Genomic DNA, 25,304 nt, shown 5'->3' with positions numbered 1-25,304 from the left:
GCAGTGACCACCGCTGAGCAGGGCCGTGAGCCGGCGCGTACGCGGACGCGGGACGGCGGCCGCCACCGGGAAGACGGTGGCGCCGCGGGCGATCTCGGGGAGCCCGGGATACCGGGCGGCCCGGGTCCGGATCGCGACCCGGGCCGTGACCCGGGCCGTGACCCGGCCCGGTCCGGGCTCCGGCTCGGGCTCCGCTGCCGCGCCGCGGTCGCCTTCGGCCACCGGCACCCGATCGGCGTGACGACCGCCCTCGCGGCCCTCGTCCACGTCGCCTGGTTCTTCAGCTTCGCGAACAGCGGCGGCGACCTCGCCGCCCAGGACGCCTGGGCCGAGTTCGTCGGCCGCCACCCGGACTCCGCGTACAACCTCGCCTGGTACGGCGGCATGCACCCGGTGTCCTACAGCGTCGTCTCGCCGTACCTCATGCACGTCCTCGGCGTCCGCACCACGATGATGATCGCCGGGACCGTCTCCGCCGGCCTCCTCGCGCTGGTCCTGACCCGCTGCCGGGGCGCCGTGCGGCATCCGTTGTGGCCCGCGCTCGCCGGGCTGTTCGGGCTGTTCTGCAACGCGGTCTCCGGCCGGGTGACCTTCGGGCTCGGGGTCCTCTTCGCGCTCGGCGCGGTCGCCGCGGCCTTCTGCTGGCCCCGCAAATGGGCCGAGCGGCGCTGGGCCAAGGCGTCCGTCGCCGCGGTGCTGGCGGCCCTCGCGACCGCGTCCAGCCCGGTGGCCGGGCTCTTCCTCGGGGTGATCGCGGCCGCCCTGTTCCTGAGCGGGCGGCGCCCGGGCGCGTACGCCATCGGGCTGCCCCCGGTGGCCGTCGTCGGGCTCTCCGCGTGGCTGTTCCCCTTCTCGGGGACGCAGCCGATGGGGTTCGGATCGGCCTGGCTGCCGTTCCTGTTCGGCGTGCTGGCGGCGGTCCTGGTACCGAAGGGGTGGACGACGGTCCGGATCGCCGCGTCCGTCTACGCCTTCGGGGTCTTCCTCACCTGGGCCATCGATTCCCAGATCGGCTCGAACGTCACCCGCCTCGCCATGCTCTTCGCCGGCGCCGTCCTGGTCGCGGCGCTCCCGCACGCGCTCCCGCGCTCGCGCCGCTGGTACGCGTTGGTGCTGGCCGTCCTCGGGGTGAGCGTCTGGATCGGCACGAACAGCGTGATGGACATCGTCCGCACCACCCCCGTGGCCTCCTGGAACCGCGAGCTGGCCCCGCTGATCGACCAGCTGCGGAAGGCGGGCGCGGACCGCGGCCGGGTCGAGGTCGTCCCGGTCAGCAGCCACCGCGAGTCCTCGGCGATCCCCTCGTACGTGAACCTCGCCCGCGGCTGGAACCGGCAGGCCGACCTGGAGCGCAACCCGGTCTTCTACGACGACACGCTCACCGCCGACACGTACCGGACCTGGCTGGAGCGCTGGGCCGTGCACTACGTGGTGCTGCCCGCCGACAAACCCGACAACGGCGGCGAGGCCGAGGCGAAGCTGGTGCGCGCGGGCCTGCCGTACCTCCAGCAGGTGTGGGGCGACGCGAACTGGCAGCTCTTCAAGGTCGAGCGCCCGACCGCACTGGTCTCGGGCCCGGCGACGGTGGTCCGCGCGGGCGCGGACCAGCTGGTCGTCGACGTGCGCCAGCCCGGCCGGGTGCTGGTACGGATCCCCCACTCGCCCTGGCTGGGCCTGGTCGACGCCGCGGGCAAGCCGGTCGAGCCGCCGCAGGAGACCGAGGCCTCGAAGGCGCGGGCCGCGGCGAGCGCCAAGGGCGCGGTGAAGGCGCCGAAGGAGTACGCGAACACCTCCGGCTGCCTCTTCAAGGCGGAGCCGGACGACTCGGGCGACGTCTGGACCGAGCTGCTGGTCCCGGCGCCGGGGGAGTACCGGGTGGCGGCGAAGTACCAGCTGCCGCGCGGCACGCCCTGCCCGGAGGAGCTGGTCCGCACGGTCGTGGGGCCGCCCGAGCTGCCGTAGCCGTGCCGGAACGGCCCGCGGCGTGACGCGTCGCCCAGGTGCGTTCATCCTCATATCTGCATACGATCCCCATAGGTCCGATTGGCCGGTTGGTCGATGGAATGCCCCTCCGAGGGAGTTGACGGCGGGATGAGCGAAGAGCAGAAGCAGGATTACCGTGCGGCGGTCGCCAAGGCGCTGGAGATGTCCCGGGCGCCGAGGGGGCCGGGGCACGGCTACGAAGGTGAACTGCGGAGCAAGGTGAAGGGCGGAGCGCACACGAAGGCGGCCCTGAAGAGGTCGGGAACCCCGCAGGGCGACCGCATCGGAGAGCGCAGCAGGGGCCTCAGCTGACGGAGGGACCGCGGTCGTGCTCGCAAGCCCTCCCGGCCATCGGTCGGGAGGGCTTTCTCGTCCCCTCTCTCGTCCCCTCTCGTCCTTTAGGGCTAGGTGGGAGCCGGTTCGGGAGTCCTCAGGTATGACTCGCCGAGACCCTTAACGCCTTCGCGTTCGCGCATTCGGCGAACTGTTACCTTGCCGAGGGATTACCAAAACATGACCCTCGTAACGTCTCCCGTGTCGCCAGGGAATCCGGCACACCGGACAGCCGCTCGAACGGGTGGTCGGTCCGGACCCGGACCGAGACCACGGGCGACGCCGACGAGGGGAACCACTCATGCGCGCCACCTTCCGCACCGCCGCCGTCACCGCCGGTGCCCTGACCGCCCTGGCCCTCCCGGTGGGCGCCGCCGTCGCCGCCGAGGCCCCGACCCCGCAGCCCACGGCCACGACGACGGTCACGCCGAAGGCGCCGAAGGGCCCGGTACGGGCCGGCGCGGCGGGCGTCGGCGTGGCGAGCGGCAGCAGCGCCACGCTGATCGCCGGCAGTGCGGGCATGGCCGCCGTCGGCGCCGCGGGCCTCGGCTTCGCGATGCTGCGCCGCGGCCGCTCCAGCCGCTGACCCCGCGCCGTACCGCCCGCCCCGCACCGCCCCGCCCTCGTCCCCGCCCGGAGTACCGCGATGACCCACACCAGCACCCGCCCCCGCGCCCGCGCCCGCCGGGTCGTCCTCACCACCGCCGTGGCGTTCGCCGCCACCGGGGCGCTGACGGCCTGCGGGGCCGGATCCGGCGGCCGGCTGGCCCCGGACCCGAAGGTCGGCAGCACGGCGGCCGCCGCCGAGCCCGTGTCGAACGCGACGCACGCACTGCCGAGGTCCCGGCCCACCGGGATGAGGATCGACGCGGCCGGGGTGGACGCGAAGAAGATGGTGGACCTGAAGGTGGACGCGGCGGGCGAGCTGGGCGTGCCCGACGCCGCGACCGAGGCCGACGCGCCCGGGTGGTGGGCGGCCGGGGCGACCCCGGGCGAGCAGGGCGTCTCCGTGCTCGTCGCGCACTTCGACACGAAGTACGGCCCGGCGCTGATGAAGGACGTCAAGAAGATCAAGCTCGGCGACCTCATCGAGGTGCCGCGCGAGGACGGGAAGACCGCGAAGTTCAAGATCCGCGAGATCGAGGACGTCAACAAGAAGGACTTCCCGACCGACAAGGTCTACGGCGACACGCCCCGCCCCGAGCTGCGCCTGCTGACCTGCGGCGGCGAGATCAAGGACGGCCACCGCACCAACAACGTCATCTTCTACGGCGACCTCGTGGCGTGAGCGCGACCCCCGGGGACCCGCCCGCCCCGAACCCCCGCCGCACCCCGGGCCGCCGGCGCAGGGCCGCCGCGCTCGGCCTCTTCGCGCTGCCCGTCATGGCCCTGCCCCCGGTTCTGGCCGGGTGCGGCGCGGAGCAGGACCTGGTGGGCGAGGGCGGCGGCCCGGCGGCGCGTGCGCAGGGCCCGTACCGGCTGTGGCCCGAGCGCCCGCCCGCCGAGCCGGACGCGGGCGCGGCGGACGCGGGGGACCGCCCGGTCGGCGTCGCCGTGCCCGGCTTCGCGGACGGCGACGGGGGCATGCACGCGCTGGACCCGATGAAGCTGGTCACGGCCGACCTGCTGTCCGAACCGAGCCACCGCGGGGACCCGCGGGAACGCGATCGGCTGGTCGAGGAGCTGGGCGACTGCGAGCAGCCGGGGGCTGCCGGGTGCCCGCTGCACTCGGCGCACTACCGTGATCTGACGGGGAACGGCGAGGACGCGCTGATCCTCGGCCTCGGGGTGTCACCGGACGTCCTGAACATCCGCATCTACGCCTGCCGGGACGGCCGGGTCCTGAGGATCATGAACACCTACGAGCGGGCCGTCAGCGTCGAGCTGGCCGAGCGGGACGTGATCGTCCGTACCCACGAGGGCGCGCCGGGCACGGAGAAGCGCGAGGTGTGGAGCTGGTGCCCGAGCCGGCAGGCCCTGCTGCCGCGCCTGACGGAGATCATCCGCCCGGACCGGGAGTCCCGCCAATGAGGCACCGGATCCGCCTCCCGGCCTGGACCGCGACGCTGACCTGGAAGGCAGCGGTCTTCATCACCCTCATGTGCTGCGGCCTCGCCGCCCTCCTCGGCGGGCTCGTCCACAGCGCCATGACCAACCAGACCATCGGCGCCGCCCGCGAGAAGGCCCTGGACCGCCTCGACCGGATCACGCAGGCGTACGAGGCCGGCACGCGCACCCCGCGCGGCGAGGGCATCGACCCGAAGGCCCTGCCCGCGGAGCTGCGCGCGTACGCGTCGACCGGGCGGCGCGGCACCCGCGTCGGCGAACTGCGCAACAAGCGGGTCATGTGGGCGGCCGGACCCGCCGACCGGGACGGCGTGATCGCCGCCGCCGTCGACTACAGCGCCAGCGAACAGACCATCGCGAACCTGGACCGGGCCATCCTCGGTTCGTCGGTCCTCGCCATCGGCGGCACCCTCCTCATCGGAGCCGTCGGCGTCACCCGCATCACCCGACGGCTGCACCAGACCGCCCAGGTCGCCCGACGGATCAGCGCGGGCGACCTGGACGCGCGGGTCGACGACGCGGCGCGGGCCCGCGACGAGGTGGCCGCCGTGTCCGACGCGCTGGACATCATGGCGGCGTCCCTCCAGCGCAAGCTCGAAGCGGAACGCCGCTTCACCGCCGACGTCGCCCACGAACTGCGCACCCCGCTGACCGGGCTCAACGCCGCCGCCGAACTCCTCCCGCCGGGCCGCCCCGCCGAACTGGTGCGGGACCGGGTGCAGGCCATGCGCGCCCTGACCGAGGACCTGCTGGAGATATCGCGGTTGGACACCCGCAGCGAACGCCCCGAGCTGGACTCCTACGACCTCGCCGAGCTGGCGGCCCGTACGATCCGCGCCTCGGGCACCGACACCCGGCTGACCGTGCTGTCCTCCCGCGTGGTCGAGACGGACCACCGCCGGGTGGAACGCATCCTGGGCAACCTGATCGCCAACGCCCACAAACACGGGGCGGCCCCGGTCACGGTCACGGTGGACGCCGCCACGGTGACGGTGACGGACGAGGGGCCCGGCTTCCCGGACTACCTGCTGACGAGCGGACCGCAGCGGTTCCGCACGGAGGGCATGAACAAGGGCCACGGCCTGGGCCTGACCATCGCCGCGGGCCAGGCCCGCGCCCTGTCCGCCACCCTGACCTTCACGAACCGCCCCGAAGGCGGCGCCGAAGCCACCTTCACCCTGACCCCACCCCCACCACCCCCCAACCCCTGACCCCGCGCCCCGAACACGACGAAGACCCTCCGACCGCGAATGGTCGGAGGGTCTTCGTCGTACGTGTCTCGCGTGCCCTCGGCAGGATTCGAACCTGCGACACCGGCTTTAGGAGAGCCGTGCTCTATCCCCTGAGCTACGAAGGCGGGGGCCCGTCGGCGACAGCCTAGCGGATCGTGCTGGGCGTGGTCGCACCGATTGCCGCCGTCCCTGACCTTGGCGGGGGCGCGGCTCCAGGAGGGCCGTCGGGTCCCGTGGGTGGGTGGCCGGAAGTGGCGAAGTCGTGAGGGAAGGGGGGCATCCGCTCGCGCAATCGGGGGAGTTGTCGGAAAGTGGGGGGCGACCTGGACCTTCCCGCTGCCGCAGGCCGCCGGCCGCGGACGGCAGAGCGGAGATCGAGCATGCTGGACATCGCCGACGAGCTGCACCGGTGGGTCGGGCAGGGGCGTGATTTCGCCGTCGCCACGGTCGTGGCGGTCGGTGGCAGCGCGCCCCGGCAGCCCGGAGCGGCCCTCGCCGTCGACAGCGGGGGCACCGCGATCGGTTCGGTCTCCGGCGGGTGCGTGGAGGGCGCGGTGTACGAGCTGTGCCAGCAGGCCCTCGAAGACGGCGAAACCGTTCTGGAGCGCTTCGGGTACAGCGACGACGACGCCTTCGCCGTTGGCCTGACCTGCGGCGGAATCATCGACATCCTGGTCACCCCGGTCCCCGTGAACTCCCCGGCCCGCGCCGTCTTCGAGGCCGCGCTCGCCGTGGCCGCGCGCGGTGGGGCGGCGGCCGTCGCGCGGGTCGCCGAGGGGCCCGCCGAGCTGCTGGGCCGCCCGTTGCTCGTGCACGCGGACGGTGCGTACGAGGGGACGCTCGGCGGACATCCGGGGCTGGACCTGACCGCGGCGGCCGAGGCCCGGGCGATGCTCGACGGGGGTCGCACGGGGGCCGTGGAGATCGGCGCGGAGGGGGCCCGCTGCGGGCGGCCGGTTCGGCTCCTGGTCGAGTCGAGCGTGCCGCCGCCGCGGATGATCGTGTTCGGTGCCATCGACTTCGCCTCCGCGCTGGTGCGGGTGGGCAAGTTCCTCGGCTACCACGTCACGGTCTGCGACGCGCGGCCGGTGTTCGCGACGAAGAATCGTTTCCCCGAGGCGGACGAGATCGTGGTCGACTGGCCGCACCGGTATTTGGCGGCCACCTCGGTGGATGCCCGTACGGTCCTGTGCGTGCTGACGCACGACGCCAAGTTCGACGTGCCGCTGCTCGAACTGGCCCTGAGACTCCCGGTGGCCTACGTCGGCGCGATGGGATCGCGGCGCACGCACGAGGACCGCAACGCGCGGCTGCGCGAGGTCGGCGTCACCGAGCTGGAGCTGGCGCGGCTGCGCTCGCCCATCGGCCTCGACCTGGGCGCCCGTTCCCCGCAGGAGACGGCCCTGTCCATCGCCGCCGAGATCGTCGCCAGCCGGCGCGGCGGCAGCGGGCGTTCGCTGACGGGCGCGCACACCCCGATCCACCACGACGCCGCCGAGACCACCCCGGTGGCCCGGATCGCCTGAAGCGGGCAGGCCGAAGGCGCTACCCGCCCCGAAGGGCGCCCTAAAGGGTGTTGCAAAATGCCCAAAACTGAGCCTTCTGCAACACCCTTTAGGGGCGGGTGATGCGGACCTGGTACTTGCCGGTGCGCAGCTCGCCGACCACCGAGATGCTGATGCCCGCCGCCGAGTCGGTGAAGGTCTCGCCCGGCTTGTAGGGCGCGTCCGAGAGTTCGCCGTGCACGTTGGCCCGCCGGGTGCAGCCGCCGCTGGCCGCCGCGCTGTCGGCGACGGTGACCGGGCCGCGGCCCGTGTCCACCTCGGAGTCCACCTTGTAGATGAGGACCCCGGGCTTGCAGACGGCCTCGTCGTTCCCGGCCTGGGTACGGACCTCGACGGCGTAGCCGGCGCTCTCCGAGGTCGGTACGAAGGCCAGCTTCACCCCGCCCTCGGTGCCGAGCGGGGACAGGATGTGGTCGCTGGTGCCGGACTTGGCGGCGCAGCTGATCTGGTTCGCGTCCAGCCAGCCGAGCTTCCACTTGTGCCAGCCCAGCAGGTCGTTGTTGGACCCCCAGTCCTCGCTCATGATGTCCCAGTGGCCGACGCTGCCCCCGCCGTCCTGGGTGTAGAGGTCGGGGAGCCCGAAGACGTGGCCGTTCTCGTGGGGGAGCACCCGGTAGCCCGTCTCGCGGTAGGCGCCGGAGCCGTCGTCCTGGCGGCTGTAGACGAAGGACGTGTTCGCGAGCGGCACGCCGTCGGCGATCGGGGCCTCGCCGTTGCCGGAGAAGGTCACCGAGAGCACGGTGTCGAGGGCGGACGGTCCGGCGTTCGGCGTGACCAGGATGTTGATCAGGTCGTACCGGCTGAAGTCCACCTGGGCGTCCGCGGCCCGGGCTATGTGCTCGACGAGCTGGCGGTAGCCGGGCTCGTAGGCGGATCCGCGCTCGATGCCGTACGACGCGAACGGCATCGGCATCCGCAGCCAGGTCCGTATCGGGGCCTCGGGCTTGTAGCTGAGGCGCCCGTACGAGCTGGTGCGGAACCAGTCGGAGGTCTGCGGGAAGAACTCGGACAGCCGGTCCAGGGCCGAGCCCTCGCCCTTGGCGTCCGGGAAGTCGATCATCAGGTTCAGTGCACGGACCTCGCCGGTCGAGCGGGAGTACCCGGGTGCGGTCGGCAGCCCCTCGGACATCTGCACGCCCATGGCGCCGGAGATCCGGCAGGGCGCGAGGGCCGACTCGTTCGTCGTGGCCGCGGGGCCGGCCGTGGTGTGCGTCCGGCTCGATATCCCGACACCCGCGGTCGCCGTGATGCCGATCGCGAGCGCGGTGAGGCCGACGTAGGCGCTGGCGCGGCGGGGTGTGCGTATCCGGTGGCGGGTCTGCGGCATGGAGAGCGCCTTCGGGTCCGCGGCAGCCGGCCGGGTCCGGTCTGCGCTCTGTGCGCCCACCCTCTGACGGGTACGGCGCGCCCGCGCGTCGGGAGCGGCCATCCGGGCGGAGCGGGGCCGAAGGGGGTGTGACCCAGGTCACATGGTGGGTCGAAATAACCGGGGACCGAATCCCCGTTTGCATGTGAGTCGACGTAAGCGGGGACTGGCTCCCCGGTTGTGCCGGTCGATGGGGAACGGGAACCGGGAAGCCGGGAAGATCAGGGAGGCCAGGAGTGAAGCGTTCGTCGAGTACCCCGCCCGCGGAGCTCGTGGCCCCGGCCGCCGTGCCGAGCCTCTCGGGGGCCGCCGAGGCGGCCGCCCCGTGCGGCGCTCCGGTCACCGGTGGGCGGGTGCCGCGTCCGCGCGCGGACGCCGTGCGCAACCGCGAGCGGATCCTGCTGGCGGCCCGCGAGATGTTCGTCGAGTTCGGTGCGCACGCACCGCTGGACGAGATCGCGCGCCGCGCCGGCATCGGCAACGCCACCCTCTACCGGCACTTCCCCGAGCGGGCGGACCTCGTCCACCGGGTCGTCCTCTTCGTCATGGACCGGGTCGCCGCCCACGCCGAGGACGCCCTGGCCGCGACGGAGGGCGCCGCGACGGAGGGCGCCGCGACGGAGGGCGCCGCGACGGAGGGCGCCGCGACGGAGGGCGCCGCGACGGGGGCCCTCGTACCGGGGGACCCCGCGGCGACGGCTCCGGTGGATGCCTTCGAGGCCCTCTGCCGCTTCACGCACGCGGCCGCCGACGAGCGGATCGGCGCCCTGTGCCCCATGCTCGCGGGGGACTTCGACCGCGAGAACCCCGAACTCCTCGCCGCGCGCGACGCGTTGGCCGAGGCCGTGGAGAAGCTGCTGGTGGCGGGCCAGCGCGCCGCCCTGGTGCGCACCGACATCGCCGCCGGCGACCTGTTGCTCGCGCTGTCGCAGCTCAGCCGCCCCCTGCCGGGGATCGCCTGCCTCGACGCGGACCAGTTCGCGCACCGTCATCTCCAGCTCTTCCTGGACGGGTTGCGGGCTCCTGGCCGCTCCGTGCTGCCCGGCTCCGCGGCCACGCTCGAAGACCTCAGGCAGAAAACCATGTGACGCGCCGGGTCGCTCCCACTAGCGTCGAACACTGCCCGGAACGCAGTCATTCGTCTTAGTTCATTCACTTTTACGTCATTTCGCACCGTGAGATAGGTACCCCCATGTCAAAAACAGCCGCGAGCCTGCCGCAGGCTGACCCCAGTCGCTGGCGGGCGCTGGTCTTCATAGCCCTGGCGCAGCTGATGGTCGTCCTCGACGCGACCATCGTGAACATCGCCCTGCCCTCCGCCCAGCAGGACCTCGGGATCTCCGACGGCAACCGCCAGTGGGTCATCACCGCCTACGCCCTCGCCTTCGGCGGACTGCTGCTCTTCGGCGGCCGGATCGCCGACCTCTGGGGTCGCAAGAACGCCTTCATCGTCGGTCTCATCGGCTTCGCCCTGGCCTCCGCGCTGGGCGGCGCCGCGAACGGCGAGGCGATGATGCTCGGCGCCCGCGCCCTGCAGGGTGCCTTCGGCGCGCTGCTCGCGCCCGCCGCCCTCTCCCTCCTCGCGGTGATGTTCACCGACGCCAAGGAGCGGGCGAAGGCCTTCGGCATCTACGGGGCGATCGCGGGCGGCGGCGGCGCCGTCGGCCTGATCCTCGGCGGGTTCCTCACCGAGTACCTGAACTGGCGCTGGACCTTCTTCGTCAACATCCCGTTCGCGATCATCGCGGCCGTCGGTGCCTGGATGGTCATCCGGGAGCCCGCGGGCACCCGCAACCGCTCCGCGCTCGACATCCCGGGCGTGGTCCTGTCCACCCTCGGTCTCGTCTCCCTCGTCTACGGGTTCACCCGCGCCGAGTCGAACGGCTGGACCGACCCGCTCACCCTGGGCCTCTTCATCGGCTCGGCCGTCCTGCTGGGCGCCTTCGTCCTGATCGAGTCCAAGGTCAAGTCCCCGCTGCTGCCGCTGCGCGTCCTGATGGACCGCAACCGCGGCGGCGTGTACCTCTCGCTGGGCCTGGCCGTCATCGCGATGTTCGGCCTGTTCCTCTTCCTGACGTACTACCTCCAGGTCGTGAAGGGCTTCTCGCCGGTCAAGACCGGCTTCGCCTTCCTGCCGATGATCGTGGGCATGATCACGGGCTCCACCCAGATCGGTGCCCGTCTGATGACCCGCGTCCCGCCGCGGCTGCTCATGGGCCCCGGCTTCCTGGTCGCGGCCTCCGGCATGCTGCTGCTGACCCAGCTCGAGGTGGACTCCTCCTACCCTGCGCTGATCCTCCCGGCGCAACTGCTGCTGGGTCTGGGCATGGGCTCCGCGTTCATGCCGGCGATGTCGCTGGCGACGTACCGGGTGAACCCGGCCGACGCCGGCGTGGCCTCCGCGATGGTCAACACCTCGCAGCAGGTCGGCGGCGCGATCGGTACCGCACTGCTGAACACGATCGCCGCCTCCGCCACCACGGCGTACCTCACCGCGCACGCCGCCGAGGCGGCCGGTGGCGGCGCCGCCGCGAAGCTGGTGCAGGCCCGCGCGATGGTCGAGGGCTACTCCTCGGCGATCTGGTGGGCGGTCGGCATCCTGGCCGCCAGCTCGCTGATCGCGCTGACCCTGATCAACACGGGCCGTCCCGACACCGGGGCCACGGCCACCGGTGAGGGTGCGGACACGGAGGCGGAGAACCGGATCCCGGTCATCGCGCACTGACGCCGCGCGCCCGGGCGCGCACCGCGGGGCGACCGCGGAACGACTGCGGAATGACGACGACCCCACCCCGTTCGAAGGCGAACGGGGTGGGGTCGCTCCGTTTCCAGCGGACTCCAGGGGGCACCAGCGGACAATCCGGTCATCCCCGCAGGCAACCAGAACCGGGTACGGGCCGTCTTGTGGGGTGGAAGTGCAGCCGGGGGCGGCGCTGACCGAGCCCTCCGGGCGGCTTCGGTCCCGGGCCTGACCTGCGCCTCCGCGGGATCTGGGGACTCCGGCACCGCTTCGCGGCGGGGCAGGATACTGCAAGATCTCGAAAAAGGGATGCGGCGCGGGAATTCTGTCCCGATTCCAGTCGTTGTTTCCTTCGGATGCGGGCACTCGGGAGAGTGTTCCGGGGGCCGCAGCCAGCCGAACCGCTACATCGCTACATCGCTACACCAGCAGCAGCCGCACAGCGACCGAACTCATTGCTAGGGAGCACGCATGGCAACCCGCGCCGTCGCCCGTCGTCAGTCCTCCAGTGCCAGCAGCGCGCGCGCCGTGGGCGGGGAGATCGCCGATCGCGATCTGGTCGGCATGTACCTGGACGAGATCGCGCGCACCCCGTTGCTCGACGCGGCGAAGGAAGTCGAGCTCTCCCAGATCATCGAGGCGGGCGTGTACGCCCAGCAGATCCTCGACGGGCAGATAGAGCGCGCGGGGAAGGCGCTGCCCACGACGGAGGAGCTGGAAGTGCTCGCCGCCGAGGGGGAGCGCGCCAAGGAAGTCTTCATCCGCTCCAACCTGCGCCTCGTGGTCGCCGTGGCCCGTCGCTATCCGCGCAGCGGCCTGCCCCTGCTCGACCTGATCCAGGAGGGCAATGCGGGCCTGGTGCGCGCGGTGGAGAAGTTCGACTACGCCAAGGGCTTCAAGTTCTCCACGTACGCCACGTGGTGGATCCGGCAGGCGGTCACCCGCTCCATCGCCGACCAGTCGCGCACGATCCGCCTCCCCGTGCACCTCGTGGAGGAGCTGGGTCGCATCCGCCGGGTGCAGCGCGAGTTCAACCGGGAGAACGGCCGGGACCCGGAGCACGCGGAGATCGCCGCCGAGCTGGAGACCACCGAGAAGCGCGTCGGTGACGTCCTGGACTGGGCGCGCGACCCGGTCAGCCTGAACATGTCGGTCGACGACGAGGGCGACACGCAGTTCGGGGACCTCCTGGAGGACACCTCCGCCGTCTCGCCGGAGCAGTCGGTCATGTCGCTGCTGCGGAGCGAGGAGCTGGAGGACCTGATCGCCAAGCTCGACCAGCGCACCGCGTCGATCATCAAGATGCGGTACGGGATCGAGGACGGGCGGGAGCGGACGCTGACCGAGGTCGGCAAGCAGCACGGGCTGACGCGTGAGCGGATCCGGCAGATCGAGAAGCATGCGCTCCTTGAGCTGAAGCGGATGGCCCGCGACACGGGTTTCGACGCGGTCGCCTAACCCCCCCCATACGAGCCCCGGTACCTATCCCCCCCAGGTACCGGGGCTCCCCCCTACCCCCACCACCGCCCGCCCTCGCTGCGTCCCCGCTGGCCCGTGCGCGCCCTCAATCGCCGGGCAGGCTGATGCGGTGTGCCTGTGCGGCCCTGGCTGCGCCCCGGCCGTGCCCTCAAACGCCGGGCAGGCTGGGTTTGCCTCCGCTGGGCCGGGTGGCCCGTCCGGCCCGCCCGCGCCCTCAATCGCCGGGCGGGCTGATGCGGTGGGCCGGGTGCGCCCGTGCGGGCCGGGCGTGCCTCCGGCGGGCCCTCAATCGCCGGGCGGGCTGGTGGGGTGGGCCGGGTGTGCCCGTGCGGCCATGGCTGCGCCTCGGCCGTGCCCTCAAACGCCGGGCGGGCTGACTGTGTCGGGGGCGTCATGTCGGCTGGACCCCCGTGGCGTTTTCGCGGGCGGTCGGCGGGGCCAAATCCAGCCTGCCCGGCGTTTGAGGGCCCGCCGGAGGCAGCGCCGGCCGGCGTGCCACCCGCACCCGGCCACACACCCCCGCCGGCGTGCCACCCGCACCCCGCCCACACGCTCCCGCCGGCGTGCCACCCGCACCCCGCCCACGCACCCCCCCCGCCGGGAGGCCCCCGCACCCGGCCCACACCCCCCGCCGGGAGGCCCCGTTACCCGGACGCCGCCGTGAGGCGGGTGCCGAGGGTTCGGGCGGTGGCTGCCAGGGACGGCGGGGACAGGACGGTGAAGGGCAGGCCCGTCAGGGCGAGCCGGGCCGCGAGCCACTCGGGCGCGTCGCCGCAGGCGAACCGGACCCGACACCCCCCGGCGGGATCCGGCTCCGCGACCCCCACCCACCCCGGCACCGCCTCCGGCGCCGCCCCGAAGTGGAGCTCCACCTCGTACGTCCCCCCGGGCCCGTGCCGCAGCCCCCGCTCCACGAAGGCCACGGCGTCCATCGGCAGCTCCCGCGGCACGAACCTGGCCCCCGTCGGGAAGGGTTCGCTCACCCGGTCCACCCGGAAGGTCCGCCAGTCGTCCCGGTCCAGGTCGAAGGCGACCAGGTACCACCGCCGCCCGGTGCTCACCAGCCGGTTCGGCTCCACCAGCCGCCGCGTCCCGGCGCCGTCCGCCGCCCGGTAGGCGAACCGCAGCCGTTCCTGCCCGGCCGTCGCCGAGGCGATCGTCGTCAGCGTCCGCGGGTCGATGCTGGCCCCGTCCCCCCGGGTCAGCGCGACCGTCGCCGACTGCAGGGAGCTGACCCGGTGCCGCAGCCGCGACGGCAGCACCTGCTCCAGCTTGGCCAGCGCCCGTACGGACGCCTCCTCGACGCCCTCGATCGCGTGCCCGGCCCCGGCCCGCAGCCCCACCGCGATGGCCACCGCCTCCTCGTCGTCCAGCACCAGCGGCGGCATCGCCGCCCCCGCCACCAGCCGGTACCCGCCCTCCGCGCCCAGCGTGGCCTCCACCGGGTACCCCAGGTCCCGCAAGCGGTCGATGTCGCGGCGGATGGTTCTGGAGCTGACCCCCAGCCGGTCCGCCAGCTCGCTCCCGGGCCATTCGCGGGGTGTCTGGAGCAGGGACAGCAGGGTCAGCAGCCGTGCCGGGGTGTCGGTCATGGAATCCAGATTGCCAGGGAAATAGGACACCAACTGACCTACATGCCGTCTAGGTTTCTCCTCATGAGCACGGAGACATCCACGACATCGCCCGAGAACGAGACCGGGCCCGAACGAGCAGAACGGAAGTCAGCCGAAGGGTGGGACGACGCCCCGCTGGACGCCCGGGCCGACCGCCGGCGCTGGCTGGCCCTCGCCATCGTCATGACCGCGGCCTTCATGGACCTGGTCGACGTCACGATCGTCAACATCGCGATACCCAGCATGCGGGGCGACCTGCACGCCTCGACCAGCGCCATCCAGTGGATCACCGCGGGCTACGCGCTCGCCTTCGCCGCCGGCCTGATCACCGGTGGCCGCCTCGGTGACATCTACGGACGCAAGCGCGTCTTCCTCATCGGCATAGCCGGCTTCACCGCCGCGTCGCTGCTGTGCGGCATCGCCGCCAACCCGGCCATGCTCGTCACGTCCCGCCTGCTCCAGGGCCTGATGGCCGCCATGATGGTCCCGCAGGTGCTGGCCATCATCCACGTCACCTTCCCGCCGCACGAGCGCGGCAAGGTCTTCGGCATGTTCGGCGCGATCGTCGGTCTCGGCGCCGTCTCCGGCCCCATGCTCGGCGCGCTGCTCACCGAGTGGAACATCTTCGGTCTCGAATGGCGCCCGATCTTCCTGATCAACCTGCCGGTCGGCATCGCGGGCGTGATCCTCGGCCGCAAGTTCATCACCGAGTCCAAGGCCCCCAAGGCCCTGCGCCTCGACCTGGTCGGCGTCATCATCGCCACCGCGGGCATGGTCATGCTGATCTACCCCCTCACCCAGGGCCGCGAGAACGACTGGCCGCTGTGGGGCTTCCTGTGCATGGGCGCGGTCCCGTTCCTGATCGTCGGCTTCATCGCCTACGAGAAGTACAAGATCCGCAAGGACGGTTCGCCGCTCGTCGAGCTGTCCCTGTTCAAGGTCAAGAGCTTCGCGGCGGGCGTCGCCGTCCAGCTCACCTTCGGCATCGCGACCGGCATCTTCTTCCTGGTCTGGACGCTCTACATGCAGATGGGCCTCGGCTGGAGCGCCCTGCGCGCGGGCACCACCGGCATCCCCTTCTCCATCGCCGTCTCGGCCGCCGCCGGCCTGTCCGTGCAGAAGCTGGTGCCGCGCTTCGGCCGCAAGGTGCTCCAGGCGGGCGCCCTGACGATGGCCGCCGGTCTGCTCCTCTACATCTGGGAGTCGAAGCACTACGGCATGGAGATCGCCTCCTGGCAGATGGCCGCGCCGCTCGTGGTGATGGGCCTCGGCATGGGTCTGATCGTGGCCCCGTTGACCGACGCGGTCCTCTCGGAGGTGCCGCGCGAGCACGCCGGCTCCGCCTCCGGTCTGATCAACACCACCAACCAGATGGGCAACGCGCTCGGCCTCGGCCTCACCTCGGTCGTCTACTTCGGCGTGATCGAGAACGACGCGGTCTTCGGGCCGCAGTACGTCGAGGCCTTCCGCAGCGCGCTGTGGTGGGTGGTCGCGGTCCTCGTCGTGATCTTCGCGGTGATGTTCGCACTGCCGCGCAAGCAGGCCGCACCCTCCCACGAGGGCGACGGCGAGGGCGGGAGCGCCGACGGCGACGGGCAGGTCGCCCTGGAGAAGGTCCCGGTCTCCTAGGTCTTCCGGCTTCACTTCACGGGCATGTCCGCCTTTGTTGGCGGGCATGCCCGTTTTTGTTTGTTTGGCCGTCGATTCGGGCGTACGGTACAGGGGAACCCACCGAGTCGGGCATCGAACGGACGTAAACCCACATGTACGCACCGGAGCGCCAGCAGGAGATCCTCCGCCTCGCCCGCGAGGCGGGCCGGGTCGACGTGCTCTCCCTCGCCGAACAGTTCCAGGTCACCGCCGAGACGGTGCGCCGCGACCTCACCGCACTGGACCGGGCCGGGCTGGTCCGCCGCGTCCACGGCGGGGCCATCCCGGCCGGCCGGCTGGACTTCGAGCCCGACCTCACCGAGCGCGAGTCCACCGCCGCCGACGAGAAGGACCGGATCGCGGCCGCCGCCCTCGCCGAGCTCCCCGACGGCGGCAGCGTGATCCTCGACGCCGGCAGCACCGTCGCCCGCCTCGCGGCCGCCATCCCGGTCGACACCGCGCTCACGGTGGTCACCCACGCGCTGCCCGTCGCCGCCCGGCTCGCCGACCACACCGGCATCGACCTGCACCTGGTCGGCGGCCGGGTCCGCCACCGCACGCGCGCCGCCGTCGACGCCTGGGCGCTGCGCGCGTACGCCGAGGTCCGCGCCGACGTCCTCTTCCTCGCGACGAACGGCTTCACCGCGGCCGGCGGGCTCACCACCCCCGACCTCGCCGAGGCCGCCGTCAAGCGCGCCGCCGTCGCGGCCGCCCGCCGCGTCGTCGTCCTGGCCGACTCCTCGAAGTCCGGGCAGGAACAGTTCGCCCGCTTCGGCACCTTCGCCGAGGTGGACCTCCTCATCACGGACCGGGGCCTGGCCCTCGAAGACAAGGCGGCGATCGAGGCCGCCGGTACGGAAGTCGTGCTCGTATGATCCTCACCGTCACTCCCAACCCCTCCCTGGACCGGACGTACGAGGTCCCCGCGCTGGACCGGGGCGAAGTGCTCCGGGCCACCGCCGAGCGGGTCGACCCCGGGGGCAAGGGGGTCAACGTCTCCCGGGCCGTCGCGGCCGCGGGCGTCCGTACGACGGCGGTCCTCCCGCTGGGCGGCGCCCCCGGCACGCTCATCGCCGAACTCCTCGGCGCCCAGGGCGTGGACGTCACCGCGGTCGCCATCACGGGCCAGACCCGCTCCAACATCTCCGTGGCCGAACCCGACGGCACCCTGACGAAGATCAATGCGGCCGGTCCCGAACTCAGCGGGGCCGAATCCGCGCTCCTCCTGGAGACGGTCCGCGGCTGCTCCGCCGGCGCCGACTGGATCGCCTGCTGCGGCAGCCTCCCGCGGGGCCTCGCCCCCGAGTGGTACGCCGAGCTGGTCGACCGGGCGCACGCGGCGGGCGCCCGGATCGCCCTCGACACCTCCGGCCCGGCCCTGACGGCCGCGCTCGCCGCCCGCCCGGACGTGATCAAGCCCAATGCCGAGGAGCTCGCGGCGGCCGTGGGCCGGCCGCTGGCCACCCTCGGCGATGTGGTCGAGGCCGCCGAGGAGCTGCGTGCCCGGGGCGCCCGAGCGGTACTGGCCTCCCTCGGCGCGGACGGCCAGCTCCTGGTCGAGGCCGACGGCGCGCACTACGGCACGGCGGCCGTCTCGACGGTACGCAGCAACGTGGGCGCCGGTGACGCCTCCCTGGCCGGGTTCCTGATCGCGGGCGGTACGGGGCCCGAGGCCCTCGCCTCGGCCCTGGCCCACGGCGCGGCCGCGGTCCAGCTGCCCGGTAGCGCCATGCCGACCCCCGCGGACCTGCGTCCCGACGCGGTCCGTGTCACCCGGGACGTCCCCCTGGACCTTCCGCTGTCCGAACGGAGTGACGAGCGATGAGCGAGACGACCACGATGATCACCGCGGAGCTGGTCGACCTCGACCTCGCCGCCGACTCCAAGGAAGCGGCGGCCCGGGCCCTGGCCCTGCGCATGGCCGCGCTCGGCCGGGTCACGGACCTGGAGGGCTTCCTCGCGGACGTGGCGGCGCGGGAGGCGCAGATGCCGACCGGGCTGGAGGGCGGGATCGGCATCCCGCACTGCCGCAGTGCGCATGTGGCGGCGGCGACGTTGGCCTTCGGGCGGGCCGCCGCGGGGGTGGACTTCGGTGCGTCGGACGGGCCCGCGGACCTGATCTTCCTGATCGCGGCGCCGGCGGGGGCCGATGACGCGCATCTGACGATCCTGTCGTCCTTGGCCCGTCGCCTGATGCGGCCCGACTTCGTGGCCGCCCTCCGCGCCGCCACCTCCCCGACCGAAGCCGCCGCCCTCATAGCCGGCCCGGACGGGGCCACCCCCCGGCCCGATCCAGCCTCGCCCCCGGACGGGGCCACCCCCGGGGCAGCTTCAGCCTCGCCGGCGTTTGAGGCGCGGGTCCGGGCGGAGCCCGGGACGGTGCCCGCGTCGTCGGCTCCGTCCCCGTCTTCGCCCGGCGTCGCCTCCGGCGGGCCCTCAAACGCCGGGCAGGCTGAAAGTGGCGGCCCCGGAGCTGGGCAGGCTGAAGGTGGCGGGCCCGGAGTCGGGCAGGCTGAAAGTGGCGGCCCCGGAGCTGGGCAGGCTGAAGGTGGCGGCCCCGGAGTCGGGCAGGCTGAAGGTGGCGGGCCCGCACGCGGCGCGGCTTCGGGTGGGTTCAGGGTTGTGGCCGTCACGTCGTGTCCCACGGGGATCGCGCACACCTACATGGCCGCCGAAGCCCTTCAGCGGGCCGCCGCGGCCGCCGGGATCGAGCTCCTCGTCGAAACCCAGGGCTCGGCCGGATTCACCGCCCTGGCCCCCGCCGACATCGCGGCCGCCGACGCGGTCGTCTTCGCCCACGACGTGCCCGTCCGCGACCGCGCCCGCTTCGCGGGCAAGCCCACCGTCGACGTCGGCGTGAAGGCCGGGATCAACCGCCCCGCCGAACTCCTCGCGGAGGCCCGCGACAAGGCCGCCCGCGGCGACACCACCGCGCCGACCCCCGTCGAACGGACCGACGGGCAGACCGGCGAGGGCTACGGCTCCAAGCTCCGCACCTGGCTCATGTCCGGCGTCAGCTACATGGTCCCCTTCGTCGCGGCCGGCGGCCTCCTGATCGCCCTCGCCTTCGCCATCGGCGGCTACGGCATCAACGAAGCGCCCTCCGTCGCGGAGCACTTCGTATGGACCGAGTCCGCCAGCTGGGCGGCCCTCCTCTTCCAGACCGGCGGCCTCGCCTTCGGCTTCCTCGTCCCGGTCCTCGCCGGCTACATCGCCTACGGCATGGCCGACCGCCCGGGCCTGGTCCCCGGCTTCGTCGGCGGCGCCGTGGCGCTCACGATCAACGCCGGCTTCCTCGGCGGCCTGATCGCCGGTCTGATCGCCGGTGGCACGGTCCTGGCCGTCCAGCGGGTGAGGGTACCGGCCGCGATGCGCGGGATCATGCCCGTGGTGGTGCTGCCGCTGATCGGCTCGGCGGTGACCGCCTTCCTGATGTTCCTCGTCATCGGCAAGCCCGTCGCCTCGCTCCAGCAGGCCCTGACCGACTGGCTGTCCGGCCTCTCCGGCGCCAACGCGATCATCCTCGGCGTGGTCCTCGGCCTGATGATGTGCTTCGACCTCGGCGGTCCGCTCAACAAGGTCGCGTACGCCTTCGCCATCGGCGGCCTCGCCACTCCGAACGAGGGCAGCCTGAAGGTCATGGCCGCCGTGATGGCCGCGGGCATGGTGCCGCCGCTCGCCATGGCACTGGCCACGACCGTGCGCGGCAAGCTCTTCTCCACGACGGAGCGCGAGAACGGCAAGGCCGCCTGGTTCCTGGGCGCCTCGTTCATCAGCGAGGGGGCCATCCCCTTCGCCGCGGCCGACCCGCTCCGGGTGATCCCGGCCGCCATGGCCGGCGGCGCGGTCACGGGCGCCCTCTCGATGGCCTTCGAATGCACGCTGCGGGCCCCGCACGGCGGCATCTTCGTCATCCCGCTGATCGGCAACCCGCTGCTCTACCTGATCGCGATCGCCGCCGGTACCTGCGTCACCGCGGGCCTGGTGGTCCTCCTCAAGGGCATGCGCCGCCAGGCCCCGGCGGCCACCGGCGCCGTCACCGAGGCGGAGGTCCCGGTCGCCGCCTGACCCGACGGGCCGCGGCGACGCGGCTCACCTCACCCGTGCGCGGAGCTCCATGGCTCCGCGCGCGGCCGTTTCCGTCTCGTAGACCTCGCACATGTGCCGTCCGTCCGGGGTGGCCGTGTGCTCGACCTCCCACAGGCTCAGCTCGCTCCCGTCCAGCAGGACGAAGGCGTGCTCGTAGAGGCTGAAGCCGGCGCCGCGGCCGTCCGCGAGGCACTGCCGGGTACCGAACGCCTGGGTGATCCGGTGCGCGTACGCCGAGGTCAGCTGTCGCGCGACCGCCTCGCCCGGCCGGTCGGCGTTCTCCGCCCGGCGCAGCACCCGGCGGGCGTGGTCGGCCGACTGCTCCACCGCGTACTCCCGGTGCCACTGGACCGGGGAGGAGGCGGCGATGAGGGCGCTGAGCACGCCGTGGTCACCGAGCTCGCCCTCGGCTTCCTCCATCAGTGTGAAGTCCCGCGCCGCGGCCGGGTCCTCGCCGAAGAGTCGGACCGTCGCCAGCGCGACCTCCGCCTTGCTGACGAACACCTCGTGCCGGGTCGCGCGATCGCCCTCCAGGCGGTACACGAGCTCCCACAGCGTCGCGGGCTCGCCGTCGGCGAGCAGGTAGGCGTGCCGATGGGTCTCCCGCCAGCGGCCCGCCGCCGGGCCGTGCTGCGTGCTGTGGAGCGAGGAGCTGTGGGCGAGCGCCGTGCCGAGGCGCTCGACCAGCCGGTCCGGGAGGTCGAAAGAGTTGAGGGCGCGGCCCAGGAGTCGCTCGAGGTGCGCCTCGGTTGTCTCGTACGGATCGCTCAAGGTGGGTCTCCAGGCCGTCGCAGCTTGTTACGTCACGGAAGCTCAACGTAGCCCCTGGTTCTGACATCACGTCCGGGGTTCGGTAAAACGTCCGGGAAGTGCCTGGGGTTCCCCGCACTCCATCCGGTCAACTTGCGTACGGATAGCCCTGGTTCGCCATGATCAATGGTGGAGTGCGGGAGTATGGCCCGTATGGCAACGAATACAGTGGGCGTCCCCCGCCAGCAGGGGCAGCCCCGCGCTCCACATGAAGGCGAGCCGGGCGAAGGGGTCGCGGCCCCTCGCGGACTCGCCTGGCTGCTGGTTCTCACGGGGGCGGCCGGGCTGCTCGCCTCGTGGGTCATCACCCTCGACAAGTTCCTCCTGCTGGAGGACCCGGACTTCAAGCCCGCGTGCAGCCTCAACCCCGTGGTCTCCTGCGGCAGCGTGATGCAGAGCGAGCAGGCGGCCGCTTTCGGCTTCCCCAACCCCATGCTGGGCCTGGCGTGTTACGCCGTCGTGCTCTGCGTCGGCATGGCCGTCCTCGCGGGCGCCCGCCACCGTGGCTGGTTCTGGCTGGGACTGAACGCCGGGACCCTGTTCGGCGTCGGCTTCTGCACGTGGCTGATGGTGCAGTCGCTGTACGAGATCAACGCGCTCTGCCTGTGGTGCTGTCTGGCCTGGGTGGCGACGCTGGTGATGTTCTGGGCCGTCACCGCGCACAACGTCCGCACCGCGGTGCTGCCCGCCCCGGGGTCGGTCAAGACCTTCTTCGCCGAGTTCGGTTGGGCCCCGCCCGCCGTGCACGTCGGCGTGATCGGAATGCTGATCCTCACCCGCTGGTGGGACTTCTGGACCAGCTGAGCGGGTCCGACCGGCACGCAAGGGCCCCGGCAGCTGGAAGCTGCCGGGGCCCTCGTCACTTCGCTCCACGGGCGCGGGGGCCCGGACCGGAATCGAGTGCGGTGATCAGCTGCCCGCGGACAGGTTGCCCGAGAGGACCGGGATGTTGTCCAGGATGTGCGAGAGGGACTCGTCGCCCTTGGCCTGGGTGGAGTTCTCGGTGCACTGCTGGTTCATCGGGTTGGACAGGACGTTGATGTCCTGGACGCCGACGTTGACCAGGGCCACCAGCGACTGGGCGTTGATCTTGGCCGGCAGGCCGATGCAGGGCTTGTTGGCGGAGCCCTGGACCAGGCTGAGCTGCGGGCTCATGTCGCCCGTGGTCTTCTGGTTGCCGTACACCTGCGAGGCGCCGTTGCCGTTCACGGTGTTGATGCCGTTGTCGTTGCCGATGGCCAGGGCCGGGGCGGCCGTGGCGACACCCGCGGTGAGCACGGACGCGCCGATCAGGGTGGCCTGGACGAGCTTGTTCATCATGTTCCTTTTGTCGCACGAGTGCCCGCTAGTGGAGCGCCCTGATCAACTGCCCGGTCGCGGGGTTGGTTCCGCTGCTTCACTCAAACGGCCCGTTCCGGCGCGGGATTTCCCCAGCCCGGGTGAGAGCGCCCCGGACGCCTGCGCGAAGCCCGCACGCAGCCCGCAGTGGCGCGCGGTCCGGTTGCGGTCCGTAGAACCTATTAGCACGGTGGGTGAGAGAAGCGGACTTACACGGTCCGATTTGGCCCGACCATCCGAAGGAACCGCCATGCACCCCACCAAGGCGTCCCGCGTCCGCATCCTCGTCCCGTCGGCCGTCACCGCGGCCATACTGTTCGGCGCCGCGGCCCCGGCGAGCGCCCTCGACGGTGAGAGGGGTGCCGCGCTCACCGAGCGGGTCGCCACGGTCCAGCAGCAGATCGACGAGCGCGTGGCGGCGGCCGGTCCCATCGACGACCTGCTCGCGAGCCTGACCAAGACCCTCGCCGACCTGCTCGCGTCCCTCCCCGGGCTGATCAAGATCCCCGAGATCAAGCTGCCGGAGGTGCCGGGCGTCAAGCTGCCCCCCATCGAGCTGCCGAAGGTCCCGGAGGTCAAGCTGCCCGCGCTCCCCAAGCTCCCGGCGGTCCCGGCGGTCCCCGCCGTCCCCGCCGTCCCCGCCGTCCCTGGGGTACCGGCGGTCCCGGCCGTTCCCGCGGTGCTTCCGGTGGGGGAGCTGGTACCCGAGATGCCGGACATTCCAGAGATCCCGGACGTACCCTTCCGCTAGTCCCATACCAGGGCGGATGCCGCGTCGTGGTTACGACTATTGCTCTGAACAGGTCTGATTCTGTTCAGGGCCGTGTCGTCTGGGGAGTTGAAGCGTTTCGTTCGTTGTGAGCCCCGGTTCGGGGCAGGACATCGAACAGAAGGTGCAATTCCCATGAACTCTGCCAAGAAGGCCGCCCTGGTCATGGCCGCCGCTGGTCTCGCCGCGGCCGGTGCCGCCGGTTCCGCCGCCGCCGACTCCTCGGCCGAGGGCGCGGCCGTGGGCTCCCCCGGTGTCCTGTCGGGCAACCTCGGCCAGGTTCCGATCCACGTTCCGGTCAACGTCTGCGGTAACTCCGCGAACGTCGTCGGTCTGCTGAACCCGGCGTTCGGCTCGGTCTGCGTCAACGACTGACGTCTGCCACCGCATGTGACCGTGGGCGCCACCGGCATCGCCGGTGGCGCCCACAGTCGTTGGTGCGCGGGGAGTGCGACGGCGTCAGTTGTGGCCGTTGTTGAGCTTCACACCGCCCAGCATCGGCGTCACCTTGGTGAGGCCGTTGGCGGCGCCCAGCGCCTCGGTCGGCCCCGCGTTGCGCAGCTGGTTCACCTTCTGCGCGGTGCCCACCACCTTGCCCACCGTGTCGCCCTGCTCGGCCAGCCCGTTGCCCACCGTCTGGGGGAGCGAGGCGGAGACGGGGGCGGCCGCGTTGAGGACCTCCGTGACCCCGCCCGTGAGGCTCATGGGGGGCATCGCGCCGGCCTCGGCGGCGAAGGCGGGGGTCGCGGCGCCGAGGGCGGCGACGGAGCCGGCGATCACAGCGGCGACCTTCGTGTACTTCATTATCGAAATCCTTTTCCAGTGACGACCGTCGCGTCACTTTCGCCCTGGGTAACGATTCCTTCGGGCTGCGGAAACTCTGTCGCCCGAACTGTCCGTAAGTTCCTCGAACGCGGGGCGAACGAAATCGACCGGAGAATCCGATGATGGATTCTCCGGTCGATGTCTTTCGAATCTTTTCCGATTACCGCTCCGTCCCGGACCGCTCCGGGTCAAGAGACGCGGGACCTCCGGTAAAGGATCGAACCGCCGAGCAGCAGGGCGGCGGCGAGGGCCGCGGCCGCCGCGGGCTGACCCGCTCCCGTCTCGGCCAGCATCGGCGCTCCCAGGGGGGCGCGGGCCGGGGTCTGCGGGGCGGGGGCCGGCAGGGTGACCGCGGGACGCTCGGGGGCCGGGGCGGGCACCGGCGCCGGCAGCAGGTGGATCGGGGCGTCACCCGCGGGAGCGGCCGGGGGCTGGTCCGCCGCGGGGGCGGCCGGGACGACCGGTGCCGGTGCGGCCGGGGCGGGCGGGCGTACGGCCTCGGGCGCGGGCAGCGGCGCGGCGGCGGGGGCCGGGGCCGGAGCGGGTACGGCCGCGGGCGCGGGCGCCGGGAGCGGAGCCGCCTGGGGAGCGGGGGCCGGGGCGGGAGCCGCCGGGTGCTCGCCGAACTGGCTGCCGTGCTGCTGCGGCCGGGGCTCGGGGGACTCCGGAACGGCGGGCGCGGGCCGCGGGGCGGGCTTCGGCGCCGGGGCCGCGTGGTGGGCCGGCGCGGGCTTCGGCTTCGGTGCGGGCGCCGCGTGGTGGGCGGGGGCCGGCTTCGGCTTGGCGTGCGCGGGACGGGGCGCGGGGGGTGCGTGGTGGGCCGCCGGGGGCGGGGTGGCCCGGGGGTGCTCGTCGCAGTCCTCGTCGTCGGGGCCGTTGCCGTAGCCGCCCTGGTGGGCGCCCTCGTGGCGGTCCTGCCCGTGCTCCTGGCCGCGCTGGTCCGGCATCCGGTGCCGGCCGCTGCCCGCGCGCTCGTCATGCCGCTCGGGCTCGCGCTCGGGCTCGCGCCCGGTGGCGTGCTCGCGCTCGTCGAGGTAGCGCTCGAAGGCCGCCGCCTGCTCCGGGCTCAGGTAGCGCTCGTACGCGGCGCGGTCGGAGTGGTCGGCGTGGCCGCCGCCGTCGGTGGTCACGCAGGTGCCGCCCATGGCCGGGTTCAGCCCGGCTCCGGCGTCCACGCTGTTGCCGCAGACGTTCGGCGAGAACGTGATCGGTACCGAGACGCTGTTCCCGGCGAGCACGCCCGGCGAGTGCGCGGCCTCGGCGCCCGCTCCGGTGTGTGCGTAGGCCGCACCGGTCGCGATCGACAGCAGGCTCGACGCGGCCGCGGCCGTGAGCACCCCCTTGCCCAGTACCTTTCGGCTCAGTACCTGTCGCATGGGTCCTTCCCTGTCTACCGGCGGGGCCGCCGGTGCTGAATCGAAGGTGGCCTCGGAGTGCACCGCCGT

The 25,304-nt window shown here is 72.8% G+C and carries 23 protein-coding genes and 1 tRNA gene; 17 read left to right on the top strand and 7 right to left on the bottom strand.

Going from position 1 to position 25,304, the window contains the following annotated elements; all coding sequences use genetic code 11:
• Positions 1-3: 3 nt before the first annotated feature.
• The 6 genes from ACZ4UB_RS07350 to ACZ4UB_RS07325 all read left to right on the top strand — a co-directional run bounded on the left by ACZ4UB_RS07350 (position 4) and on the right by ACZ4UB_RS07325 (position 5,594).
• Positions 4-1,962: an MFS transporter gene (locus ACZ4UB_RS07350; protein ID WP_468068841.1), complete on the top strand. Its 1,959-nt coding sequence runs from the start codon at positions 4-6 to the stop codon at positions 1,960-1,962.
• Between the two features lie 129 nt (positions 1,963-2,091).
• A complete protein-coding gene (locus ACZ4UB_RS07345) occupies positions 2,092-2,295 on the top strand; it encodes a hypothetical protein (RefSeq protein WP_468068840.1) in 204 nt (67 codons plus the stop codon).
• A gap of 322 nt (positions 2,296-2,617) precedes the next feature.
• Entirely contained in the window at positions 2,618-2,902 is a 285-nt protein-coding gene (locus ACZ4UB_RS07340; RefSeq protein ID WP_468068839.1) for a hypothetical protein, read from the top strand.
• A 60-nt stretch (positions 2,903-2,962) separates the two neighbouring features.
• Positions 2,963-3,604, top strand: coding sequence for a sortase domain-containing protein (locus tag ACZ4UB_RS07335; RefSeq protein ID WP_468068838.1), 642 nt, complete (start codon positions 2,963-2,965; stop codon positions 3,602-3,604).
• On the top strand, positions 3,601-4,347 hold the full coding sequence (locus ACZ4UB_RS07330; protein WP_468068837.1) for a hypothetical protein: 747 nt from the start codon (positions 3,601-3,603) through the stop codon (positions 4,345-4,347). The genes ACZ4UB_RS07335 and ACZ4UB_RS07330 overlap by 4 nt, the downstream gene beginning before the upstream one ends.
• The gene (locus ACZ4UB_RS07325) at positions 4,344-5,594 is read left to right on the top strand and encodes an ATP-binding protein (RefSeq protein WP_468068836.1); all 1,251 of its coding nucleotides are present in this window, start codon (positions 4,344-4,346) and stop codon (positions 5,592-5,594) included. The genes ACZ4UB_RS07330 and ACZ4UB_RS07325 overlap by 4 nt, the downstream gene beginning before the upstream one ends.
• 73 nt (positions 5,595-5,667) lie before the next feature.
• Here ACZ4UB_RS07325 and ACZ4UB_RS07320 read toward each other — a convergent pair.
• Positions 5,668-5,740, bottom strand: a tRNA-Arg gene (locus tag ACZ4UB_RS07320).
• A gap of 255 nt (positions 5,741-5,995) precedes the next feature.
• Here ACZ4UB_RS07320 and ACZ4UB_RS07315 point away from each other — a divergent pair.
• Entirely contained in the window at positions 5,996-7,141 is a 1,146-nt protein-coding gene (locus ACZ4UB_RS07315; RefSeq protein WP_468068834.1) for an XdhC family protein, read from the top strand.
• A gap of 88 nt (positions 7,142-7,229) precedes the next feature.
• Here ACZ4UB_RS07315 and ACZ4UB_RS07310 read toward each other — a convergent pair whose 3' ends face one another.
• Positions 7,230-8,507, bottom strand: a complete 1,278-nt coding sequence (locus ACZ4UB_RS07310) for a M6 family metalloprotease domain-containing protein (RefSeq protein ID WP_354380437.1) — start codon at positions 8,505-8,507, stop codon at positions 7,230-7,232.
• Positions 8,508-8,899: 392 nt separating this feature from the next.
• On the opposite strand from ACZ4UB_RS07310, the gene ACZ4UB_RS07305 reads away from it, so the two are divergent.
• The 3 genes from ACZ4UB_RS07305 to ACZ4UB_RS07295 all read left to right on the top strand — a co-directional run bounded on the left by ACZ4UB_RS07305 (position 8,900) and on the right by ACZ4UB_RS07295 (position 12,744).
• Positions 8,900-9,634: a TetR/AcrR family transcriptional regulator gene (locus tag ACZ4UB_RS07305; protein WP_468068938.1), complete on the top strand. Its 735-nt coding sequence runs from the start codon at positions 8,900-8,902 to the stop codon at positions 9,632-9,634.
• Positions 9,635-9,738: 104 nt separating this feature from the next.
• Positions 9,739-11,271 carry an MFS transporter gene (locus ACZ4UB_RS07300; protein WP_468068833.1) on the top strand — a complete coding sequence of 511 codons (1,533 nt, stop codon included), beginning with the start codon at positions 9,739-9,741 and terminating at the stop codon, positions 11,269-11,271.
• A 486-nt stretch (positions 11,272-11,757) separates the two neighbouring features.
• On the top strand, positions 11,758-12,744 hold the full coding sequence (locus ACZ4UB_RS07295; RefSeq protein ID WP_354380439.1) for a sigma-70 family RNA polymerase sigma factor: 987 nt from the start codon (positions 11,758-11,760) through the stop codon (positions 12,742-12,744).
• A 665-nt stretch (positions 12,745-13,409) separates the two neighbouring features.
• Here the strand turns inward: ACZ4UB_RS07295 and ACZ4UB_RS07290 are convergent.
• On the bottom strand, positions 13,410-14,357 hold the full coding sequence (locus ACZ4UB_RS07290; RefSeq protein WP_468068831.1) for a helix-turn-helix transcriptional regulator: 948 nt from the start codon (positions 14,355-14,357) through the stop codon (positions 13,410-13,412).
• Between the two features lie 63 nt (positions 14,358-14,420).
• On the opposite strand from ACZ4UB_RS07290, the gene ACZ4UB_RS07285 reads away from it, so the two are divergent.
• The 4 genes from ACZ4UB_RS07285 to ACZ4UB_RS07270 all read left to right on the top strand — a co-directional run bounded on the left by ACZ4UB_RS07285 (position 14,421) and on the right by ACZ4UB_RS07270 (position 20,096).
• The gene (locus ACZ4UB_RS07285; RefSeq protein ID WP_468068830.1) at positions 14,421-16,007 is read left to right on the top strand and encodes an MFS transporter; all 1,587 of its coding nucleotides are present in this window, start codon (positions 14,421-14,423) and stop codon (positions 16,005-16,007) included.
• A gap of 134 nt (positions 16,008-16,141) precedes the next feature.
• Positions 16,142-16,903: a DeoR/GlpR family DNA-binding transcription regulator gene (locus tag ACZ4UB_RS07280; RefSeq protein WP_468068829.1), complete on the top strand. Its 762-nt coding sequence runs from the start codon at positions 16,142-16,144 to the stop codon at positions 16,901-16,903.
• A complete protein-coding gene (gene pfkB, locus ACZ4UB_RS07275) occupies positions 16,900-17,853 on the top strand; it encodes a 1-phosphofructokinase (RefSeq protein ID WP_468068828.1) in 954 nt (317 codons plus the stop codon). The genes ACZ4UB_RS07280 and pfkB overlap by 4 nt, the downstream gene beginning before the upstream one ends.
• The gene (locus tag ACZ4UB_RS07270; RefSeq protein ID WP_468068825.1) at positions 17,850-20,096 is read left to right on the top strand and encodes a PTS fructose transporter subunit IIABC; all 2,247 of its coding nucleotides are present in this window, start codon (positions 17,850-17,852) and stop codon (positions 20,094-20,096) included. The genes pfkB and ACZ4UB_RS07270 overlap by 4 nt, the downstream gene beginning before the upstream one ends.
• 24 nt (positions 20,097-20,120) lie before the next feature.
• Here the strand turns inward: ACZ4UB_RS07270 and ACZ4UB_RS07265 are convergent, their stop codons facing one another.
• On the bottom strand, positions 20,121-20,888 hold the full coding sequence (locus ACZ4UB_RS07265) for a DUF6227 family protein (RefSeq protein WP_468068824.1): 768 nt from the start codon (positions 20,886-20,888) through the stop codon (positions 20,121-20,123).
• A gap of 192 nt (positions 20,889-21,080) precedes the next feature.
• Between ACZ4UB_RS07265 and ACZ4UB_RS07260 the strand changes: the two genes are divergently transcribed.
• On the top strand, positions 21,081-21,731 hold the full coding sequence (locus tag ACZ4UB_RS07260; RefSeq protein WP_468068823.1) for a vitamin K epoxide reductase family protein: 651 nt from the start codon (positions 21,081-21,083) through the stop codon (positions 21,729-21,731).
• A 105-nt stretch (positions 21,732-21,836) separates the two neighbouring features.
• On the opposite strand, the gene ACZ4UB_RS07255 is transcribed toward ACZ4UB_RS07260, so the two are convergent.
• A complete protein-coding gene (locus ACZ4UB_RS07255) occupies positions 21,837-22,244 on the bottom strand; it encodes a rodlin (RefSeq protein WP_399264408.1) in 408 nt (135 codons plus the stop codon).
• Between the two features lie 271 nt (positions 22,245-22,515).
• Here ACZ4UB_RS07255 and ACZ4UB_RS07250 point away from each other — a divergent pair, with 271 nt between their 5' ends.
• Both ACZ4UB_RS07250 and ACZ4UB_RS07245 read left to right on the top strand, forming a co-directional pair.
• Positions 22,516-23,016, top strand: coding sequence for a hypothetical protein (locus ACZ4UB_RS07250; protein WP_468068821.1), 501 nt, complete (start codon positions 22,516-22,518; stop codon positions 23,014-23,016).
• A gap of 153 nt (positions 23,017-23,169) precedes the next feature.
• Positions 23,170-23,409: a chaplin gene (locus tag ACZ4UB_RS07245; protein WP_468068820.1), complete on the top strand. Its 240-nt coding sequence runs from the start codon at positions 23,170-23,172 to the stop codon at positions 23,407-23,409.
• An 84-nt stretch (positions 23,410-23,493) separates the two neighbouring features.
• Here ACZ4UB_RS07245 and ACZ4UB_RS07240 read toward each other — a convergent pair whose 3' ends face one another.
• Positions 23,494-23,838: a hypothetical protein gene (locus ACZ4UB_RS07240; RefSeq protein ID WP_354380450.1), complete on the bottom strand. Its 345-nt coding sequence runs from the start codon at positions 23,836-23,838 to the stop codon at positions 23,494-23,496.
• 209 nt (positions 23,839-24,047) lie between these two features.
• Positions 24,048-25,235, bottom strand: a complete 1,188-nt coding sequence (locus ACZ4UB_RS07235; RefSeq protein WP_468068819.1) for a chaplin — start codon at positions 25,233-25,235, stop codon at positions 24,048-24,050.
• Positions 25,236-25,304 lie beyond the last annotated feature (69 nt).

Source organism: Streptomyces sp. NPDC028419, from assembly GCF_055565515.1.
This window is presented reverse-complemented; position numbering and strand designations above follow the sequence as displayed.

Excerpts from the sequence above, each read along its gene's own strand:
- ACZ4UB_RS07315 (WP_468068834.1), top strand. The coding sequence starts at position 5,996 with ATGCTGGACATCGCCGACGAGCTGCACCGGTGGGTCGGGCAGGGGCGT.
- ACZ4UB_RS07240 (WP_354380450.1), bottom strand. The coding sequence starts at position 23,838 with ATGAAGTACACGAAGGTCGCCGCTGTGATCGCCGGCTCCGTCGCCGCC.
- ACZ4UB_RS07260 (WP_468068823.1), top strand. The coding sequence starts at position 21,081 with ATGGCAACGAATACAGTGGGCGTCCCCCGCCAGCAGGGGCAGCCCCGC.
- ACZ4UB_RS07290 (WP_468068831.1), bottom strand. The coding sequence starts at position 14,357 with ATGACCGACACCCCGGCACGGCTGCTGACCCTGCTGTCCCTGCTCCAG.
- ACZ4UB_RS07300 (WP_468068833.1), top strand. The coding sequence starts at position 9,739 with ATGTCAAAAACAGCCGCGAGCCTGCCGCAGGCTGACCCCAGTCGCTGG.
- pfkB (WP_468068828.1), top strand. The coding sequence starts at position 16,900 with ATGATCCTCACCGTCACTCCCAACCCCTCCCTGGACCGGACGTACGAG.
- ACZ4UB_RS07250 (WP_468068821.1), top strand. The coding sequence starts at position 22,516 with ATGCACCCCACCAAGGCGTCCCGCGTCCGCATCCTCGTCCCGTCGGCC.
- ACZ4UB_RS07270 (WP_468068825.1), top strand. The coding sequence starts at position 17,850 with ATGAGCGAGACGACCACGATGATCACCGCGGAGCTGGTCGACCTCGAC.
- ACZ4UB_RS07280 (WP_468068829.1), top strand. The coding sequence starts at position 16,142 with ATGTACGCACCGGAGCGCCAGCAGGAGATCCTCCGCCTCGCCCGCGAG.
- ACZ4UB_RS07345 (WP_468068840.1), top strand. The coding sequence starts at position 2,092 with ATGAGCGAAGAGCAGAAGCAGGATTACCGTGCGGCGGTCGCCAAGGCG.
- ACZ4UB_RS07235 (WP_468068819.1), bottom strand. The coding sequence starts at position 25,235 with ATGCGACAGGTACTGAGCCGAAAGGTACTGGGCAAGGGGGTGCTCACG.
- ACZ4UB_RS07325 (WP_468068836.1), top strand. The coding sequence starts at position 4,344 with ATGAGGCACCGGATCCGCCTCCCGGCCTGGACCGCGACGCTGACCTGG.
- ACZ4UB_RS07340 (WP_468068839.1), top strand. The coding sequence starts at position 2,618 with ATGCGCGCCACCTTCCGCACCGCCGCCGTCACCGCCGGTGCCCTGACC.
- ACZ4UB_RS07310 (WP_354380437.1), bottom strand. The coding sequence starts at position 8,507 with ATGCCGCAGACCCGCCACCGGATACGCACACCCCGCCGCGCCAGCGCC.
- ACZ4UB_RS07245 (WP_468068820.1), top strand. The coding sequence starts at position 23,170 with ATGAACTCTGCCAAGAAGGCCGCCCTGGTCATGGCCGCCGCTGGTCTC.
- ACZ4UB_RS07285 (WP_468068830.1), top strand. The coding sequence starts at position 14,421 with ATGAGCACGGAGACATCCACGACATCGCCCGAGAACGAGACCGGGCCC.
- ACZ4UB_RS07295 (WP_354380439.1), top strand. The coding sequence starts at position 11,758 with ATGGCAACCCGCGCCGTCGCCCGTCGTCAGTCCTCCAGTGCCAGCAGC.
- ACZ4UB_RS07255 (WP_399264408.1), bottom strand. The coding sequence starts at position 22,244 with ATGAACAAGCTCGTCCAGGCCACCCTGATCGGCGCGTCCGTGCTCACC.
- ACZ4UB_RS07335 (WP_468068838.1), top strand. The coding sequence starts at position 2,963 with ATGACCCACACCAGCACCCGCCCCCGCGCCCGCGCCCGCCGGGTCGTC.